Below are 16,243 nucleotides of genomic sequence, written 5' to 3'. Positions count from 1 at the left end.
ATGTTTCCAAGTCCTGATACGACCCGTTCGCGCATGAGCATCCTGACGACCGCAGCCGCTGTTCGGGTGCGCGAAGCTCTGGGTGCCGGCATCGGCATACTGGCGGCCGCCTGCGTCGCCTTCGCAGTCTCGCGGGACTTATGGCTCACGGTCTACCTGATCGCTCCCTTCGGGGCGACGGCCGTCCTTGTCTTCGCGGTTCCCAGTAGTCCGCTTGCGCAGCCATGGCCGGCCATTGCCGGCAACGCGATATCGGCGTCCGTCGCCATACTGGTGTGCAAGCTGATGCCGACCCCCTGGTTCGCGGCCCCGGCAGCGGTGAGCTTGTCCATTGTCGCCATGGCCCTGGCGAAGGCAACTCACCCGCCCGGCGGGGCGGTCGCGATGACTGTCGTTCTGAACTATCGAAACCTCGAAGCACTGGGCTTCAGCTTCGCGCTATTTCCCGTCGCTTCGGGAACGGCGGTTCTGGTGGTCTGGGCGCTTCTATGGGCACGTGCGACGGGTCGGCACTACCCGCTCAGGTCCTTTGGCGGCGATAGCGCCCACGGAACGGCTGACGCGGCAGCCGTCGAGCGGCTCGGCCTCAGCGAAGGGGAGCTTGCCGATATTCTCGCAAGCTACCGGCGAACCTTGAACCTGGGCGTCGAGGACCTCGCCAGGCTGATCGGAGCGGCGGAATTGAGGGCCGCCGGCAACCGCGCCGGCGCCACTCGGATCGGGGAGATCATGTCGAAGGATCTCGTCACCGTCTCCCCCGGCACGCCCCTGAGCGAGGTGGCGCGCTTGTTCATACGTCATCGCTTCACCTCCATTCCCGTTGTTGGGAACGATGGCGAGTTTCTCGGGATCATTTTTCACTCGCACCTCCTGCAAGCCCTCTATCCCGACCGGCACCCGCGCAAATGGTTGGATATCCGAAAGTGGAACCCGGCCAAGCGTAGAGGCGACGAACCCGTGGCAGCCGACGTGATGGCCGTTTCCACCCCGGTCGTTGCACCGGACAGCGGGGTATCGGTTGCCATCCCCCAACTCGCCACGACGGGTGTCGACGCTCTTCCGGTGATCCTGAAGGAGCGGATCGTAGGCATCGTGACGCAAACAGACCTGATCGCCGCTCTTTCGCGCAGGCTGCTTGACGATGCGGCCGGGCGGTTGACGCCGCCAGCCGGCGCCCCATAAAACTGGATGGAAACGCCCAGGTGTGGCGGCTGGCAGTCTCGGCACCGGTTGCCGCGACTGCGACCCGGCGTTCGGAAGCGATGGAAGAGAATCGTCCCTGGTGGGGCGTCCGGACTTCAAATCCGGGTGGGGCCGTGAGCCGGTCCTTGGTGGGTTCGACTCCCACTCTCCTCCGCCATCATTCTCGTCAATCCGGAAGCCGCAGGAGATGCTGGTCCCAGTTGACCGGGCTCGTCGTTTCCGCCAGCGTCCCGTCATAAGCGGAAACAGCTATTGCCCTGGCCGAAGCCGCGACGCCTGCCGCGTCGTGGACGGCGTGCTCCGATAGCAGACGTCCGTCCCGCGCATCGAGCAGGACGAGGCTGCCCCTGGGCGAGGAAAGACCCACCAGTCCGGCCGCCGCGTTGGTGGCGATGGCGCCCACGTAATGGCCCATCCGCTCCGTGACGTCGCCGGGCAGCGTCACGAAGGTCGGGTCGGTCCCCGGCTCGAAATAGCCGGCCAGAGGCGGCGTCTCGTTGCGCGATCCCTCGAACTGGCAGGCGAACCAGATACGGCCGCCGTCTGCGAACGCAAGATGCCGTGTCGAAAGCCGCGCCAGTGCCGGCGGAAGCGCGTGCCGCTGCACCAGCGCGCCGCTGCGTGCATCCAGCAGCACCAGCGATGGCTGCATCCTGTCGAGATTGAGTTTTGTGCGGCCGAAATCCGGATGGGTTTCGATGCCGCCATTGGCGATGGCAAGGAAGCGGCCGTCCGGGCTGACGCCGATATCGTGGGTGCCGATGCCATGGGCATCGAACTCGGCGATGCGGCGGAACGACGATGTCGTGTCGTACAGGCCGATGACGCCGCGCCCCGCCTCGAAGTCGTTCTCGCTTGCAAAGAGGATGCGCCCGTCGGCGGAGAACTCGCCATGGCCGAAGAAGTGCCGACCCTCCGGCGTGGCGATCACGGCCGGCTCGCCCGAAGCATTCTTGTCGAAGATCACTGCGAAGGTGCCCGGCCGGCGCGCAAATGCCACCATCCGGCCGGTGGCCCGGCATGCGGCCATGCCGTGGGCGCGATCCGGCAGCCGGGCCCTGTCCACGATCTCGCCCCGCTCCGTCATGGTTGCGACACCGAAGCTGCCATCCGGCGCGCGGAACGCCGAGGCGAAGACGGCGTCGGTGCGGGCCAGCGCCAGCGCGGCGCGTGGCCCGAGCGTCATCAGGAAGCCGGCACCCGCAGCGCCCATGAAGGCGCGCCTGTCGAGAAGCTGGCGCTGGGCCACCTGCGTCAGTCTCCGTCCTGGAAGGAGAAGCCGGCGGACAGGCCGATGGCACCCCCCAGTTCGTCATTGAAGCGCAGGATGAGATCCTTGCCGGCGACAAGCAGGTATTCCATCTGCCCGCGTCCCTTCGCATCGGCCGTCAACGCCTCGATGTCCGGGTCGGCGGCATTGGAAACACGCTCCATGTTGGCCATCAGGAAATGGATGCTGTCCACCGTTCCGAGTTGGTCCCGGCCCAGAAGCGCACCCATGCCGGATGCATCGAACAGGGTGCGCAACCCGTCGATATTGCCGGAAATCATCGTGAAGGTGCTGCCGCTGCGCCAGAACAATGCCTGCCTGGGGATCGGCGCCTTGTCGGAACCCCGGTAGAAGCCTTCGATGCGCTGGTCGCGCACTGCTTCCGCGCCATGCACGAGCAAGCCGAGCAGACCGGTTGCCGCTTCCTCGACGCTGCGGAACTGGGGGTTCTCAGCCCCCGGCCGCGTCCAGACCGCCGCGATCCCATCCGGCGCGGCCCAGGCCTCGTCCAACTGCCGCGCGATCCTGGCGACATTGTCCGCAACAGCGACGCCGTAGCGGCAGCGATACGGCTCCGTCTGCGTCGCGAGGCCGTCCGAGCCGGTGCCGAAGAGGACGAACTCCAGCGCGCCCAAACCCTGCACGGCGACGCTCTTGCCTTCAAGGGCGCCGACCGCCAGCACGGACGCATCCTGTTCGGCAAGGAGCGCCTGCACCTGCCGCAGACCCAGCCCCTTGCGGTCCGGATAATAGAGGATCCGCTCGAAGCGGTTGTCCTGCAGCACCGGTCCCGCCCGGACGATCTCGATCCGGGCCCATTGCGCGGCCGTCGCCTTGAAGGCGGCCCGCGCGGAATCGAGCGTTGTCGCGGACGGCGCATCGCACAGCGCGCGCAGGCCGGCGCCGAGCCGCTCCGTGCTGTCGGAAAAGGCTGCGTAACCCGGCCGGATCGCGCCATCGACCGCCTTTTCCAGGATGGCGACGACCGTTTCCGGGACAAGCGGCGGCGGCGGGGCGCTTGCCCCCTCCTGGGCGCTGGCGGCCGTCGATATGAAGGCCAGCAGGGCGACGGCGTGAAGAAGGCGCATCACAGGGACTCCAAAAAGCGAAGAAGGGCCGCACGATCGTCTGACGGCATGGCGGCGAAGGCGTCACGTGCGGTGGCGGCCTCGCCCCCGTGCCACAGGATCGCCTCGGTCAGGTTGCGGGCCCGTCCGTCATGCAGGAAGAAGCTGTGGCCGCTGACCGTTTCGGTCAGGCCGACGCCCCATAAGGGTGGCGTGCGCCATTCCCGGCCGCTCGCCATGCCGACCTGTTGCCCGTCCGCGAGCCCGTCGCCCATATCGTGCAGCAGGAAGTCGGAGTAGGGCCAGATCAGCTGGAATGCCTGCGCCTTGTTGTCGGCCTGCCGGCTGGTGACGAATTTCGGCACATGGCAGGCCGGGCATCCGCTGTCGTAGAACAGGTGCTTGCCTTGCAGGACGGTCGGATCGTCGACATCGCGGCGGCGCGGCACGGCAAGGTTCTTGGAATAGAAGGTTACCAGGTCCATGACGGGATCGGGGGCTTCCGTATCGCCCAGGCGTGGCTGGACGCCATCCGGCATCGCGATGCAGGCGGGTTGGCGCTCGGAACAGTCGCCGTGGCTGCGTGGCACATCCGGCGTGGATATGCCGATATCGCCGGCAAAGGCACTGGCCGCCTGGTCGCGGATCGAGCCGTTCTGCGCCTTCCATCCGAAACGCCCAAGCACGATCTCTTCGTTGCGGTGATCGCGGACGATGGCGGGGCGGCCCGAAATGCCATCGCCGTCGGCATCGTCCGGATCGGCATGGGCCAGGATATCCCCCGCCGCTATGGCCTCGATCAGCCCCATCCCGATCATCGGATTGGCGATGCGCGGGGACAGTGTCGTGCCGTCGGCGAGCGGCCCATAGGCAAGGCCGGCGACAGAATATGCAGGGCGTCGCAGGGAGGCGGTTTCGCCGTCGGCGAAGCGGAACGGCTCCTGTTCGTAGGAGACCTGCATGCTGCCTTCCGCCGGCAGGCCCGGCACGGCGAACTCCTGCAACTGCTCGCCATAAACGGGGTCGGGGACGTTGAGGCGCCGGTACTCGGCGACGTCCCGCCGTTCCTGCGCGGTGCCTGGCGGACCGGCGAGGCGCAGGAACATCGACAACGTCTCGCCGCCTTCGGGCGGCTTGCCGCGTCCATCCTTGAGATGGCAGCTCTGGCAGGAGCGCGCGTTGAAGAAGGGCCCCAGTCCGTCCGATGCCTGCGTGGAGGAGGGGGCGGACACCCAGAATTTCCGGAACAGCGCGTTGCCGAGCTTGAACTGCTCCTCCTCCTCGAAGGTGATGTTGGTGGAGAAGTGCGAGAAGGAGTCGGCATTGATCGGTGCCGTCGTCGTGCCGGCCCCGCCCGACATCGCCTCGAACCGCTCCGGCCTGGTGAAATCCTTCGTCGGGCGGGTCACCGCCTCGATGCGCGCCCTGTCCTTTGCGGACACGTCGCTCCGTTCGGGAAACAGGGGCAGGCCGGGCCGCGCAGGCGCGGCTGCGGCCAGCACGAGCCAGGCGGCGAAAGGGCAGGCGACAAGGGCGACGATACGGCGCATGGCGATGGCTGGCGACCGATTGGGCCCCGCGGCCTATTCGAAGACCGCGTCCGGATTATCGAGGCTGTCCGATCCTTCGATCTCGACCTGGCCGAGATCCACGGCCGCGACGACACGCTCGATGCTGCGGGTCTGGTCTATAAGCCCGTCGATGGCCGCCTGCACGGCCGCGTTGCCGGCTTCGTTGCCCTCGCCGATCATCTGGTCGTAAGCTTCCCCGCCCTCGGCGCGGGCAGCCATGGCATTCATGGCCGCCAGCGTGACGTCGAGCTTGCCGCGCATCTCCGCGTCCAGTGCCGGGTCCTTCGCCGTGACGAGGTCGGAGATCGACGGCCCGGTCATCTGTGTGCCGTCCACGCGCGTATAGCGGCCGGTATAGGCCGAGGCGATGCCGACGGCGTCGTTGAGGTGCGAGGCGTGGGTATTGTCGGAGAAGCAGTCATGCTCTTCTTCCGGGTCGTGGAGGATCAGGCCAAGCTTCATCCGCTCGCCGGCCAACTCGCCATAGGACAGCGAGCCCATGCCCGTCAGCGCCGCGCGCAGACCGACCTTCGGGTCGCCCATGACGACGCTTTCCGCCGCGCCCCCCGGCTGCCAGTTGGCCACCATCTCTTCCAGGTCGGCCACCAGGAGGTCCGTTGCGGCCTTCAGATAGGCGGCGCGCCGGTCGCAATTGCCATGCGTGCAGTTGGCCGGGTCGTAATCGGTGTACGGGCGGTTGCCGGCGCCGGGGCCGGTCCCGTTCAGATCCTGTCCCCACAGCAGAAATTCGATCGCGTGATAGCCGGTGGCGACGTTGGCCTCCACTTCGCCCGCTTCCTGCAGGCCGGCGATGCTGTCCGGGGTCAGCTCGCTCATGTCCAGCGTCTCGCCGTTGATCGTCGCCGATGGATTGGCGATGACGTCGGCGACGTAATAGGGGTTGCTGTCGCTTTCCGTGCCGTAGGCGGGATCGACATAGTCGATCAACCCCTCATCCAGCGGCCACGCGTTGACCCGGCCTTCCCATGCATCCACGACGGGATTGCCGAAGCGGTACACCTCGGATTGCTGATATGGAATGCGGGAAGCCTTCCAGGCGCTGCGCGCTGCGTCCAGCGTTTCCTGGGAGGGCCTGGCGATCAGCACGTCCACCGCGGCGTCGAGCGCCTTGGCGGTCGTGAGCGAGTCCTCGTACTTGGCGAGGGCCATGTCGGCGTAATGCCGTATGACGGCCTGCGGCTCGGGCGCCGCGGCGCCGGACTGGGTCGCGAATGCCAGAATGCAGATCGCCGAAACAGCGGACAAGGAATGTTTGCGCGCCAATGCCGCCTCCTCACGAACGAGCCCGGGATCGCGGGCGCCGGAGCTCTGCTAATGGCGCAATCACAAACTTGTGTCAATTCATCATAAATATAGAACTATTCCAGAATCGACATGGGGGCTCAGCGAAACCGTGCGGCGTGCAAGGCTTTGAGCCGCGCGACGGTGTCGGCGTCGATGGGCGGAGGCTGCGTCACTTCGATCCAGGCGTCGATGTAATGCTCGGGCGCATAGAGATGGCCGTATCCGATGGGGGCCGTCGTCGCCAGCATCATGTCGGCTGCCAGTTGCAGGCCGGTGACGATGGGAAACCAGCGCAGCGCCGGGCTGACATCCGGTCCGCGCGGCGCCTTCATCCAGTCCGGCTCGCGGTAGAAGCTGGAGGGTGCGAAAAAGGTGACCGGATCGCTCGCATATTGCAGGTAGACGATCCGGATGGGTCCCCACGGCGCGCTGGCCGCATGGAGATTGTTTGCCTGTGCGGTGAAGCGGATGATCGAGCCATCGCGGAAGCGCGGCAACCATTCGGGCGTGCCCGGCACGCGCGCATCCGTCGCCATCCGCCAGGTGCGGCTGGTGAAGGGCGGGCCGGACCAGAGAGCGCCGTCGAAGGGGTCCGCGACGACTTCGTAGAGGTCGGTCGACAGTTCGGAGTTCATCGCCCCGAGGCTGAGGCCGTAGAGATAGAGGCGCGGGCGTTCTCCGGGCGGCAGGCCCGTCCAGTGCGCATAGACTTTCTGGAACAGGGCCCGTCCCGCCTCGGCTCCGTAGCCGGGCTCCACCATCAGCGACAGCCAGCTCGTGAGGTAGGAATATTGCAGGGCGACGGAGGCGATGTCGCCCCGATGCAAATATTCCAGCGTGTCGGCGCCGGCCGGGTCGATCCAGCCGGTGCCGGTGGGCACGATCACCACGAGCGCCGATCGCTCGAAGGCACCCACGCGCAGCATCTCCTGCAGGGCAAGGGTTGCCCGCTCCTCGACGGTCTCGCGTGAGTTCAATCCCACATAGACGCGGATGGGGTCTTGCGCCAGCGCGCCGAAGAAATCGCCGATCTCGGCCGCCCGTGGCCCGCTTGCGATGTATTCGCGGCCGCGCGCGCCGAGGCTTTCCCACGACACGAGCGATTGGGCGCTGCCGGTGCGGAAGGGGTCGTCCGGTGGGGCGCTTTCGGCATCGATATGGGAATCCAGCTCGCGGAACGAGCTGTCGGCAAGACGCAGCGCCTGATGGAAGATGACCCCGTTGAAGACGTACCAGAAGGCGAAGACCGTCAGGCCTGTGGCCAGCACCTGGGCGACCCTTGGCGGCAGGAGCCGCTTGAGGCGGGCCCGCAGCAGCCGCATGATGACGCCGAACAGGCGCGCCAGCGCAAGCAGCGCAAGGAAGACGAGCAGCCCCACCGCCCCGACCTGCAGCGGATGCGCGGTGTCGAGCGGCTCCAGCCCCATCACCTGACGAACCGAATTCTGCCATTCGGCGGCTTTCCACAGCGTCAGGGCGACGGCCGGCAGGGCCAGCACGCCTCCGGCGATGCGGAGCGCCCGGGCGTGCCTGTGCTCCGGCTCCGGCAGTTGCAGGTAGGCCCAAAGCCAGTGGATGAAGACCCCGACGGCATAACCGGCAGCAAAGGAGGCACCCGACAGCGCCCCCTGCACGAGCGGTCCGCGCGGCAGGAGGCTCGGGGTCAGGGATGCGGCAAAGAACAGGAGGCCGAGCACGATCCCGGGCATGGAAAGGCCCAGCCTTCGCCAGCGCCACCGGGATTGCTCGCTGTGAACCGCCATGCGCGCCTCCGTTTCGGTCAGCCGGCGGCGTCAACGCGCGCAAGCGCAGCCTGACGCATCTGGCTCAGTGTCTGGCGCGGTGTCAGCGCCTCGACATCGATGACGAGTTCGATCAGGGCGCCGCCCGGCGCCGACGCGGCGCGTTCGAAGGCGGAGGCGAAATCGCTTGTGTGACTGACGCGCTCGCCGTGGAAACCGAATGCCTCGGCAAGCTGGACGAAGTCGGGGTTGGCAAGGTCCGTCGCGGAGACGCGACCGGGAAAGGTCCGCTCCTGGTGCATCCGGATGGTGCCGTAGCTGCCATTGTTGAGAACCAGAACGATCGGCGCGGCGCCGGCCTGGCGCGCCGTCGCCAGTTCCTGGCAGTTCATCTGGATGTCGCCGTCGCCGGCAAAGCAGACCACGGTGCGCCCGGGTGCTTCCAGCTTAGCTGCAATGGCTGCCGGCAGGCCATAGCCCATGGCGCCGCTTTGTGGCGCCAGCAGACGGGCCCCGGCGGGCAGCGGAAAGTAACGGCCGGGCCAGGTGGCGAAATTGCCCGCTCCGTTGGTCAGGATCACGTCCGGCGGCAGCACGGAACGCAGATGCTCCATCACGCGGCCCATGTCGACGCTGCCGGGCTGCTCGGGGCAGGCGAGCGCGGCCTCGTAGGCGGCGCGGCCCTCCTGCGTCCAGCCCGTCTGCCGCGCCCCACCGCAGGGAAGGTCGGCAAGCGCGGCAAACAGGGCGTTGGGCCCGGACTGCACAGGCATGTCGGCCTGATAGATCTTGCCGATCTCGGCATCCGATGCATGAGCGTGAATCAGGTACTGGCGCGTGTTCGGCGCGTCGAAGAGGCTGTAATCGCCGGTGGTCATCTCGCCGAAGCGTATGCCTGCGGCCAGGATCACGTCGGCCTCGCGGATCATGCGGGCCACATGCGGGGCCATGGCTATGCCGGCCTCTCCGATGTAGTGCGGCGCGCCGTTGTCGATGAGGTCGTTGAACCGGAACGCGGTCGCCACGGGAATGCCCGCTGCGCGCGCCACCTGATCCAGCGCCATGCGCCCGTCCGTCGTCCAGCCGCCGCCCCCGGCCAGGATCAGCGGCCGGCTCGCGCCGGCCAGCCTGTCGGCGATCGCCCGCGCGCCGGCCGAGGACGGGGCAGGCTCCGGAACCTGCACCTTGCGCGCCGGCTCCGCGTGGCTCGTTGCGGCCAGGACATCTTCCGGCAGCGCCACGACCACCGGGCCGGGGCGCCCGGAAAGCGCCGTGGCGAAGGCGCGCGCAACGATTTCGGGTATGCGGTCGACCTGCTCGATCTCGACCGCCCATTTGGCCAGCGAGCCGAAGACCGCGCGGTAATCGACCTCCTGGAATGCTTCGCGACCGCGCACATCCAGCGGAATCTGGCCGACGAAAAGGATCATCGGCGTCGAGGCCTGGCGGGCGGCATGGACGCCGATGGCGGCGTTGGTCGCCCCTGGCCCGCGGGTCACGAAGGCGATGCCCGGTTGTCCCGTCAACTTGCCATGCGCTTCGGCCATGAAGCTGGCGCCGCCCTCGTTGCGGGCATTGACGAAGGAAATCGACGGTTGGCAATCGTAGAGCGCGTCGAGCACGGCGAGATAGCTTTCGCCCGGAACTCCGAAAACGCGCCGGACGCCTTGCGCCGCAAGACAGTCCACCAACAAACGACCACCCGTTCTCGCCATGCGTCGTGCCTACCCCCTCTTGCCCGCTGCACCGGCAGTTTATGCGTCTGCCGGGCAACGGAGACAAGGTTTGAATTCGCTGCGCGTTGTTCTAAACCGGATCGAGGCCGGAGCGGGGAGGAAACATGCGCGCCATACTGGAACAGCTCGATGCACGGCGTGCCCAGGCGCGGGCGGGCGGTGGCGAAAGGCGTGTCGCGGCGCAGCACGCCAAGGGCAAGCTGACGGCGCGCGAGCGCCTGGATATCCTGCTCGACGAAAACTCCTTCGAGGAGTTCGACATGTATGTCACCCACCGCGCCACCGATTTCGGCATGGCGGCGCAGAAGGTGCCGGGCGATGGCGTCGTGACCGGCTGGGGCACGATCAACGGCCGTCTCACCTATGTGTTTGCGCAGGATTTCACCGTGCTGGGCGGCTCCCTTTCGGAAACGCACGCGCAGAAGATCTGCAAGATCATGGACATGGCGATGCGCAATGGTGCGCCCGTCATCGGTCTCAACGATTCCGGCGGGGCGCGCATCCAGGAGGGCGTCGCGTCTCTCGCAGGCTATGCGGAGGTGTTCCGCCGCAATGCCGAGGCCTCGGGCGTCGTGCCGCAGCTATCCCTCGTCATGGGGCCGTGTGCCGGCGGCGCGGTCTATTCCCCGGCGATGACCGACTTCATCTTCATGGTGCGCGATTCCTCCTACATGTTCGTCACCGGGCCGGACGTGGTGAAGACCGTGACGAACGAAACCGTCACCGCGGAAGAGCTGGGCGGCGCCTCCACGCACACCCGCAAATCCTCGGTCGCCGACGCGGCCTTCGAAAACGACGTCGAGGCCCTGGAGGCGACGCGCCGCTTCTTCGACTTCCTGCCGTTGAACAATCGGCAGGCGCCGCCCGAGCGCCCGTCGACCGATGATCCGGCCCGGCTGGAAATGCGGCTCGACACGCTGGTTCCCGACAATGCGGCCAAGCCCTACGACATGCGGGAGCTGGTGCTGGCGCTGGCCGACGAGGGCGACTTCTTCGAGTTGCAGGCCGACTTCGCCCGCAACATCCTGATCGGCTTCATCCGGCTGGAGGGACGGACGGTCGGCGTCGTCGCCAACCAGCCGATGGTGCTGGCCGGTTGCCTGGACATCGACGCATCGCGCAAGGCAGCCCGCTTCGTGCGGTTCTGCGATGCCTTCTCCATCCCCATCCTGACATTGGTGGACGTGCCGGGCTTCCTGCCGGGGACCGCGCAGGAACATGGCGGCGTGATCAAGCACGGCGCCAAGCTGCTCTTCGCCTATTCCGAGGCGACCGTGCCCATGGTGACGCTGATTACGCGCAAGGCCTATGGCGGGGCCTACGACGTCATGGCATCCAAGCATATCGGAGCGGATATCAACTACGCCTGGCCGACCGCCGAGATCGCCGTGATGGGCGCCAAGGGCGCGGCCGAGATCCTGTATCGCTCGGAGCTCAAGGACCCGGAGGCCATCGCCCGACGGACGCAGGAGTACGAGGAGCGGTTCGCCAATCCCTTCGTCGCGGCCGAACGCGGCTTCGTGGATGAGGTCATCATGCCGCACTCCTCGCGCAGGAGGGTGGCGCGCGCCTTCGCCATGCTGCGCTCCAAGAAGCAGGAGCAGCCCTGGCGCAAGCACGACAACATTCCGCTCTGACGCTCTTCAGGCAGGCAGGAGCCGGCGCGCGGCCGGCGCGCGCTGCAGCGTCACCCGCTCTACCAGGCGGCGCTTCAGCGATCGTGGGGGAAGCTGCTCGGCGTCGCGCTCGAAGATCGAACCGGTCAGGCTGGGGTCGTCGCTGAGCGCCAGCGCCACGCCCCAGTGCGCCGAGACGGCCGGGTCGAGCCCGTCCGCCAGCCCCATCCGCGTCGCCAACTGGCCTGGCATCCAGTCGTTGATGACGATCCGCGGAAAGCGGTCGCAGACGTCGGCGATCAGGGCCCGCGTGAAGATCCGGGCCGCTCCCTTGGAGACGGAATAGGCCGAACTTCCCGGCAGCGGCGCAAGATCGGCGAATGTCGAGACGTTCAGTATCCGTCCATGGCCGGCCTCAGTCATGTCGGCAAGCGCCATCAGCGCGCAATTGACCATGCCGCCGAGGTTGACGGCCACGCAGTCCATGATGTGCGACGGCGGCTCGCTCAACAGGTCGCCTCTCGGATAGACCGCGGCGTTGTTGATCAGCCGCATCACCGGTCCCGCGACATCGCGCACATGGGCAAAAGCCGCCCGCGTGGCCGCTTCGTCGGCGACGTCGCAGGTGATGGGCAGGAACAGCTCGGGCCGTGCACACAGCCGCCGCGTTTCCTCCAGGGCGTCCGCGGTGCGGGCGAAACCGGCGACGCGCCGGCCCTTGCGGGTCAGTTCGGATGCCATGGCGCGGCCAAGGCCGACACCGGCCCCTGTCAGCACGACCACTTCGTGCGCGACTTCGCTCATCGCATGGATTCCTTGATCGAGTTGGCGACGCGCAAGGCGTTCGCGGCGATGGTGAGGCTTGGGTTGACCCCCATCGACGTCGGCATGAAGGAAGCGTCCGCAACCCAGAGATTGCGCATCCCGTGGACGCGGCAATCGCGGTCGACGACGCTGTCGGCGGCGGTTCTGCCCATGCACAGCGTGCCGCTGGGATGGCCGAAATTGGGCTCGGGCTCGTGCGTCAGGAATATGCTGCGCAGGCCGGGAACGGATCTGCGGATGAGCTGGCGGAAGCTTTGCCGGCGCTCCAGGAGTTCGGGCGCGAAGCCATACTCGATCTGGATGCGGCCCGACGCATCGACAGTCCGCACAACGCGATTGCTGCGGTAGGGAAGATCCTCCAGCAGGCCCACGAACATCTTGGCCTGTCCGAGAATCGGCGCGACGGCGGCCGCTATGGCGCTGGTCGCCTTGGCGCGGCCCGGCAGGGCGCGGAGCACCGAGCGGTCTCCCATCAATTTGAGATGGTGCGCGATGGCGCCGAAGCCGGCATTGAGGCCCATGGACTGGACCATGCCGTAGCGGACGCCGTCGCGGAAATAGAGATCCCGGAAGCCGACGGATTTGCTGGCCTCGGCATAAGCCTCGCTCCGTTTGGGAAAGAGGGCGAAAATCTCGTTGAGATGAAACATCAGATTGCGGCCGACCAGGTCGTGACGGTTCCCGACGCCGTCCGGCCAGACGTCCGAGACCGAGTCGAGCAGGAGCCGCGGCGACGACAGGGCCCCCGCCGCCAGCACGACATGCCGGCCCGTCAGCGTGACGGTGCGTCCGCGATGGCGTGCGACGACACCATTCACGGCATCGCTGCCCGCCTTCAGTTCCACCACCTCGCAGCGTTCGAGCACGGTGGCCTTGCCGGTGGCGATGGCCGGCTCCACCCCTGCCGACCGCCCGTCCATCTTGCATGGGCGCGGGCATTTGCGGCCGGCGCAATTCTGGCAGGTGGTGGGTTCGGCTATGGCCGAGTGGAGCTGGTACGGATGGAGACCGGCCGCCTGCATCCGGGTCATGATCGCCTTGTCGCCCTGCGAGGGCGGGGCGGGCAGTCTCACGTTCGGCGCCGGAAAGGCTTCGTCCGGTACAGGGCTGCCCTGTACGCGATACAGGCGTTGCGCCGCGTCGAACCAGGGCAGCATCTCGCGGAACGAGACTGGCCAGCCGCCGGTGGGATGCGGGTGGGCCTCGTCTTCGTCGAGATCGTGCGGCTCCGGTCGCTCCAGCGTCGCGGCATAGAAGACGGAGGTTCCACCGACGCCCGCGCCGAGCGGCGCATAGAAGTCGCGCCGCACCCCGGACAGATCCGCCGAGACCTTGTCCGGCCAGAAGCCGCGCACAAGGCGCTGCTCCGGATCGTCGAGGAAAATCGTGTCGAGCGGGGTCTCTTCGCGGCGGTAGCCTGCGGTCCCCTTTTCCAGGAAAAGGACGGACAGCCCGGATTCCGCCAGGCTGCGGCCGATCGTGCCGCCCCCGACACCGGACCCGATCACGATAATGTCCCAGACGTGTGAAACGACGTCGTCGTCCATGGCAGGAAAACCGCCCTCTGCGTAAGTTCCGGAAACGAGATATTGAAAATGAAATTGTGTATCGCTGCGGCTGTTCTTGCAGCCCGGCGCATCGATGAAAAGTGATCCTTTCGACGTAAGAGGGAGAGGCGGATGGCACAGACCTGTATCGTGGCGGGAGGCGGCCCGGCCGGGATGATGCTGGGCTACCTGATGGCCCGGGCCGGCGTCCACGTCACCGTCGTGGAGAAGCACCCGGATTTCCTGCGCGACTTCCGGGGCGACACGATCCACCCCTCGACGCTGGAGGTGATGCGCGAACTCGGGCTCATCGACGGGCTCCTGAAGCTGCCTCATACGCGAGCCGAAACCCTCAGTGCGGAGATCGCCGGGACCACCTTCCGCGTGGCGGATTTTTCGCGCCTTCCGGTGGCGACCCGCTACATCGCCTTCATGCCGCAATGGGATTTCCTGAACTACCTGTCTGGCGAGGCTTCGCGGCTGCCGTGCTTCCGGTTGATGATGGAAACCCAATCGGAAGCGTTGCTGGAAGAGGACGGGCGCGTCGTCGGCATCCGCGTGCGCACGCCTGAGGGCAGCCGCGACCTCCGGGCCGACCTGACGGTAGTGGCCGAAGGCCGCAACTCCATCCTGCGGGGATTGTCGGGCCTGAGGTCCCGTGCCTTCGGAGCCCCCAGCGACGTGCTGTGGTTTCGCCTGTCGCACCAGCCGGGCGATCCGGCCGAGACCATGGGCCATGCCGGGCCGCAGCAGGGCCTGGTGATGATCGACCGTGGGGACTACTGGCAATGCGGCTTCGTGGTCCGCAAGGGCAGCTTCGACGCGCATCGGGAAAAGGGGCTGGAAGCCTTCCGCGATGCGGTGCGCCAGCTCTCGCCGCTGCCGCCGGAGCGGCTGGACGAGGTGCGGAGCTGGGACGATGTCCATCTTTTGAGCGTGCGGATCGACCGGCTCGAAAAATGGTGGCGGCCGGGCCTCCTGTGCATCGGCGATGCCGCGCATGCGATGTCGCCCATCGGGGGCGTCGGGGTCAATCTCGCCATCCAGGATGCCGTGGCGGCAGCCAATATCCTGTCCGGCCCGCTTCTGGCGGGCATGATGGGCGACCGCGATCTGGCGGCCGTCCAGCGGCGGCGCGGCTTTCCGACGCGCGCCACGCAGAAGGTGCAGTTGATGATGCAAAGCGCGGCGGCACGGCGTCGCGCATCCGGGGACAAGGGCGGGCCCCCCGGCTTCCTGAAGGGGATCGCCCGGTGGCCGGTGCTGGCGCATGTCACGGGCCGGCTGATCGGCATGGGCTTTAGGCCCGAGCATGTTGCGCCGCAGATTCTGGCCGGTGTCAGGCCGACGGCCGATCGTTCATGAAAGGCGGCAGCTCCGCCTCGATCTCGGCGCGCATCGGCTCGAACGGTTCGGGCAGCATCAGGCGGGTGCCAAGGCTGTCGGGCGCCTCGTCGATACTAAAGCCGGGGGCGTCGGTCGCGATCTCGAACAGGACGTGACCCGGCTCGCGAAAATAGACCGAGCGGAAATATTTGCGCTCCTTCTGTTCCGTCGTCTGCAGCCCGAATTCGGCTGAAAGCCGCTTCACCATCGCGGCCTGCTCGTCGTCGTCGCGGGCGCGGAAGGCGATATGATGCACCGTTCCGCCGCCCGGCCGGGGCTTCAGGAAGCCGCCCACGGCCCGGATGTCGATGGTTCCGCCCTTCGGATTTCCGGGCAGGGTGTAGCGCGTGGTCGTATCCTCGGTCGCGCCGCGCTCGTAGCCGAACACCTCCGTCAGGATATCGGCGGTGGGCTGGGCTTCCTCCAGAAGCAGGCTCACCCCATGCAGACCCCGGATCGCATGATCCGCTGCGACCGGGCCGCCCGTATAGGCGGGCTCGGCCTCCATGCCGGGCACGCTGACGAGCGCAAGCCGTGTTCCGTGAACGTCGCGGAAGGGCAAGGCCGATTGGCCGAACCGCTTCTCGATGCTTTCGTGCACGACGCCCTTTTCCAGGAAGCGGTGTAGCCAGAAGCCGAGGGCGCCTTCCGGCACCCGGAAGACGGTTTCCTGGGTTTCGCCGACACCCAGCCGGCCGGGGGCGACGTGTTCCCAGGGGAAGAAGGTGATGAGGCTGCCGGGCGTACCCGCCTCATCCCCGTAGTAGAGATGGTAGGAGGACGGGTCATCGAAATTCACCGTCTGCTTCACCATGCGCAGCCCGAGGATATCCGTATAGAACTGGTGATTCTGGCGCGCCTGGCCGGCGATGATCGAAACATGGTGAAGGGGGCTTCCGGTCATTTCTACTCCGTCCGGTGTCATTGCAGCCAACCTATAGTATTTCACATGGGGTCAAGGTAAACCGCCTGGAC

At 67.1% G+C, this 16,243-nt stretch carries 12 protein-coding genes and 1 tRNA gene; 4 read left to right on the top strand and 9 right to left on the bottom strand.

Features of this window, described 5'->3' with window-relative positions:
- Positions 1-33: 33 nt before the first annotated feature.
- Positions 34-1,182 (top strand): HPP family protein, encoded by a 1,149-nt coding sequence (locus IGS74_RS01480; protein WP_192388781.1) that lies wholly within the window; start codon positions 34-36, stop codon positions 1,180-1,182.
- An 82-nt stretch (positions 1,183-1,264) separates the two neighbouring features.
- A tRNA-Sec gene (locus tag IGS74_RS01475) sits at positions 1,265-1,360 on the top strand.
- 9 nt (positions 1,361-1,369) lie between these two features.
- Here the strand turns inward: IGS74_RS01475 and IGS74_RS01470 are convergent.
- The 6 genes from IGS74_RS01470 to IGS74_RS01445 form a co-directional block, all read right to left on the bottom strand.
- A complete protein-coding gene (locus IGS74_RS01470; RefSeq protein WP_246723212.1) occupies positions 1,370-2,461 on the bottom strand; it encodes a DUF1513 domain-containing protein in 1,092 nt (363 codons plus the stop codon).
- Positions 2,458-3,561, bottom strand: a complete 1,104-nt coding sequence (locus IGS74_RS01465) for an imelysin family protein (RefSeq protein WP_192388779.1) — start codon at positions 3,559-3,561, stop codon at positions 2,458-2,460. Before IGS74_RS01465 ends, IGS74_RS01470 begins: the two co-directional genes overlap by 4 nt.
- A complete protein-coding gene (locus IGS74_RS01460) occupies positions 3,561-5,090 on the bottom strand; it encodes a di-heme oxidoredictase family protein (protein WP_192388777.1) in 1,530 nt (509 codons plus the stop codon). Before IGS74_RS01460 ends, IGS74_RS01465 begins: the two co-directional genes overlap by 1 nt.
- Before the next feature lie 33 nt (positions 5,091-5,123).
- Complete coding sequence (locus tag IGS74_RS01455) at positions 5,124-6,359, bottom strand: imelysin family protein (RefSeq protein ID WP_348641900.1); 1,236 nt, start codon at positions 6,357-6,359, stop codon at positions 5,124-5,126.
- Between the two features lie 155 nt (positions 6,360-6,514).
- On the bottom strand, positions 6,515-8,179 hold the full coding sequence (locus IGS74_RS01450) for an alpha/beta-hydrolase family protein (protein ID WP_192388775.1): 1,665 nt from the start codon (positions 8,177-8,179) through the stop codon (positions 6,515-6,517).
- A gap of 17 nt (positions 8,180-8,196) precedes the next feature.
- Positions 8,197-9,873: a thiamine pyrophosphate-dependent enzyme gene (locus tag IGS74_RS01445; RefSeq protein WP_192388773.1), complete on the bottom strand. Its 1,677-nt coding sequence runs from the start codon at positions 9,871-9,873 to the stop codon at positions 8,197-8,199.
- A gap of 125 nt (positions 9,874-9,998) precedes the next feature.
- On the opposite strand from IGS74_RS01445, the gene IGS74_RS01440 reads away from it, so the two are divergent.
- Entirely contained in the window at positions 9,999-11,531 is a 1,533-nt protein-coding gene (locus tag IGS74_RS01440; RefSeq protein ID WP_039194627.1) for an acyl-CoA carboxylase subunit beta, read from the top strand.
- A 6-nt stretch (positions 11,532-11,537) separates the two neighbouring features.
- Here the strand turns inward: IGS74_RS01440 and IGS74_RS01435 are convergent, their stop codons facing one another.
- Both IGS74_RS01435 and IGS74_RS01430 read right to left on the bottom strand, forming a co-directional pair.
- Entirely contained in the window at positions 11,538-12,314 is a 777-nt protein-coding gene (locus IGS74_RS01435; protein WP_192388771.1) for an SDR family NAD(P)-dependent oxidoreductase, read from the bottom strand.
- On the bottom strand, positions 12,311-13,882 hold the full coding sequence (locus IGS74_RS01430) for a GMC family oxidoreductase (RefSeq protein WP_192388769.1): 1,572 nt from the start codon (positions 13,880-13,882) through the stop codon (positions 12,311-12,313). The genes IGS74_RS01435 and IGS74_RS01430 overlap by 4 nt, the downstream gene beginning before the upstream one ends.
- 132 nt (positions 13,883-14,014) lie before the next feature.
- On the opposite strand from IGS74_RS01430, the gene IGS74_RS01425 reads away from it, so the two are divergent.
- Entirely contained in the window at positions 14,015-15,247 is a 1,233-nt protein-coding gene (locus IGS74_RS01425; protein ID WP_192388766.1) for an FAD-dependent oxidoreductase, read from the top strand.
- Here IGS74_RS01425 and IGS74_RS01420 read toward each other — a convergent pair.
- A complete protein-coding gene (locus IGS74_RS01420) occupies positions 15,222-16,172 on the bottom strand; it encodes a ring-cleaving dioxygenase (RefSeq protein WP_192388764.1) in 951 nt (316 codons plus the stop codon). The two genes, IGS74_RS01425 and IGS74_RS01420, sit on opposite strands and share 26 nt — an antisense overlap.
- Positions 16,173-16,243: the final 71 nt, after the last annotated feature.

Source organism: Aureimonas sp. OT7, assembly GCF_014844055.1.
Classification (GTDB): Bacteria; Pseudomonadota; Alphaproteobacteria; order Rhizobiales; family Rhizobiaceae; genus Aureimonas; species Aureimonas altamirensis_A.
The sequence above is the reverse complement of the archived record's forward strand: the minus strand, read 5'-3'. Positions and strand labels throughout refer to the sequence as shown.

Bases quoted from the DNA above. Each gene is read 5' to 3' on its own strand.
- IGS74_RS01435 (WP_192388771.1), bottom strand. From the start codon at position 12,314: ATGAGCGAAGTCGCGCACGAAGTGGTCGTGCTGACAGGGGCCGGTGTC.
- IGS74_RS01465 (WP_192388779.1), bottom strand. From the start codon at position 3,561: ATGCGCCTTCTTCACGCCGTCGCCCTGCTGGCCTTCATATCGACGGCC.
- IGS74_RS01420 (WP_192388764.1), bottom strand. From the start codon at position 16,172: ATGACCGGAAGCCCCCTTCACCATGTTTCGATCATCGCCGGCCAGGCG.
- IGS74_RS01440 (WP_039194627.1), top strand. From the start codon at position 9,999: ATGCGCGCCATACTGGAACAGCTCGATGCACGGCGTGCCCAGGCGCGG.
- IGS74_RS01450 (WP_192388775.1), bottom strand. From the start codon at position 8,179: ATGGCGGTTCACAGCGAGCAATCCCGGTGGCGCTGGCGAAGGCTGGGC.
- IGS74_RS01480 (WP_192388781.1), top strand. From the start codon at position 34: ATGAGCATCCTGACGACCGCAGCCGCTGTTCGGGTGCGCGAAGCTCTG.
- IGS74_RS01445 (WP_192388773.1), bottom strand. From the start codon at position 9,873: ATGGCGAGAACGGGTGGTCGTTTGTTGGTGGACTGTCTTGCGGCGCAA.
- IGS74_RS01460 (WP_192388777.1), bottom strand. From the start codon at position 5,090: ATGCGCCGTATCGTCGCCCTTGTCGCCTGCCCTTTCGCCGCCTGGCTC.
- IGS74_RS01425 (WP_192388766.1), top strand. From the start codon at position 14,015: ATGGCACAGACCTGTATCGTGGCGGGAGGCGGCCCGGCCGGGATGATG.
- IGS74_RS01430 (WP_192388769.1), bottom strand. From the start codon at position 13,882: ATGGACGACGACGTCGTTTCACACGTCTGGGACATTATCGTGATCGGG.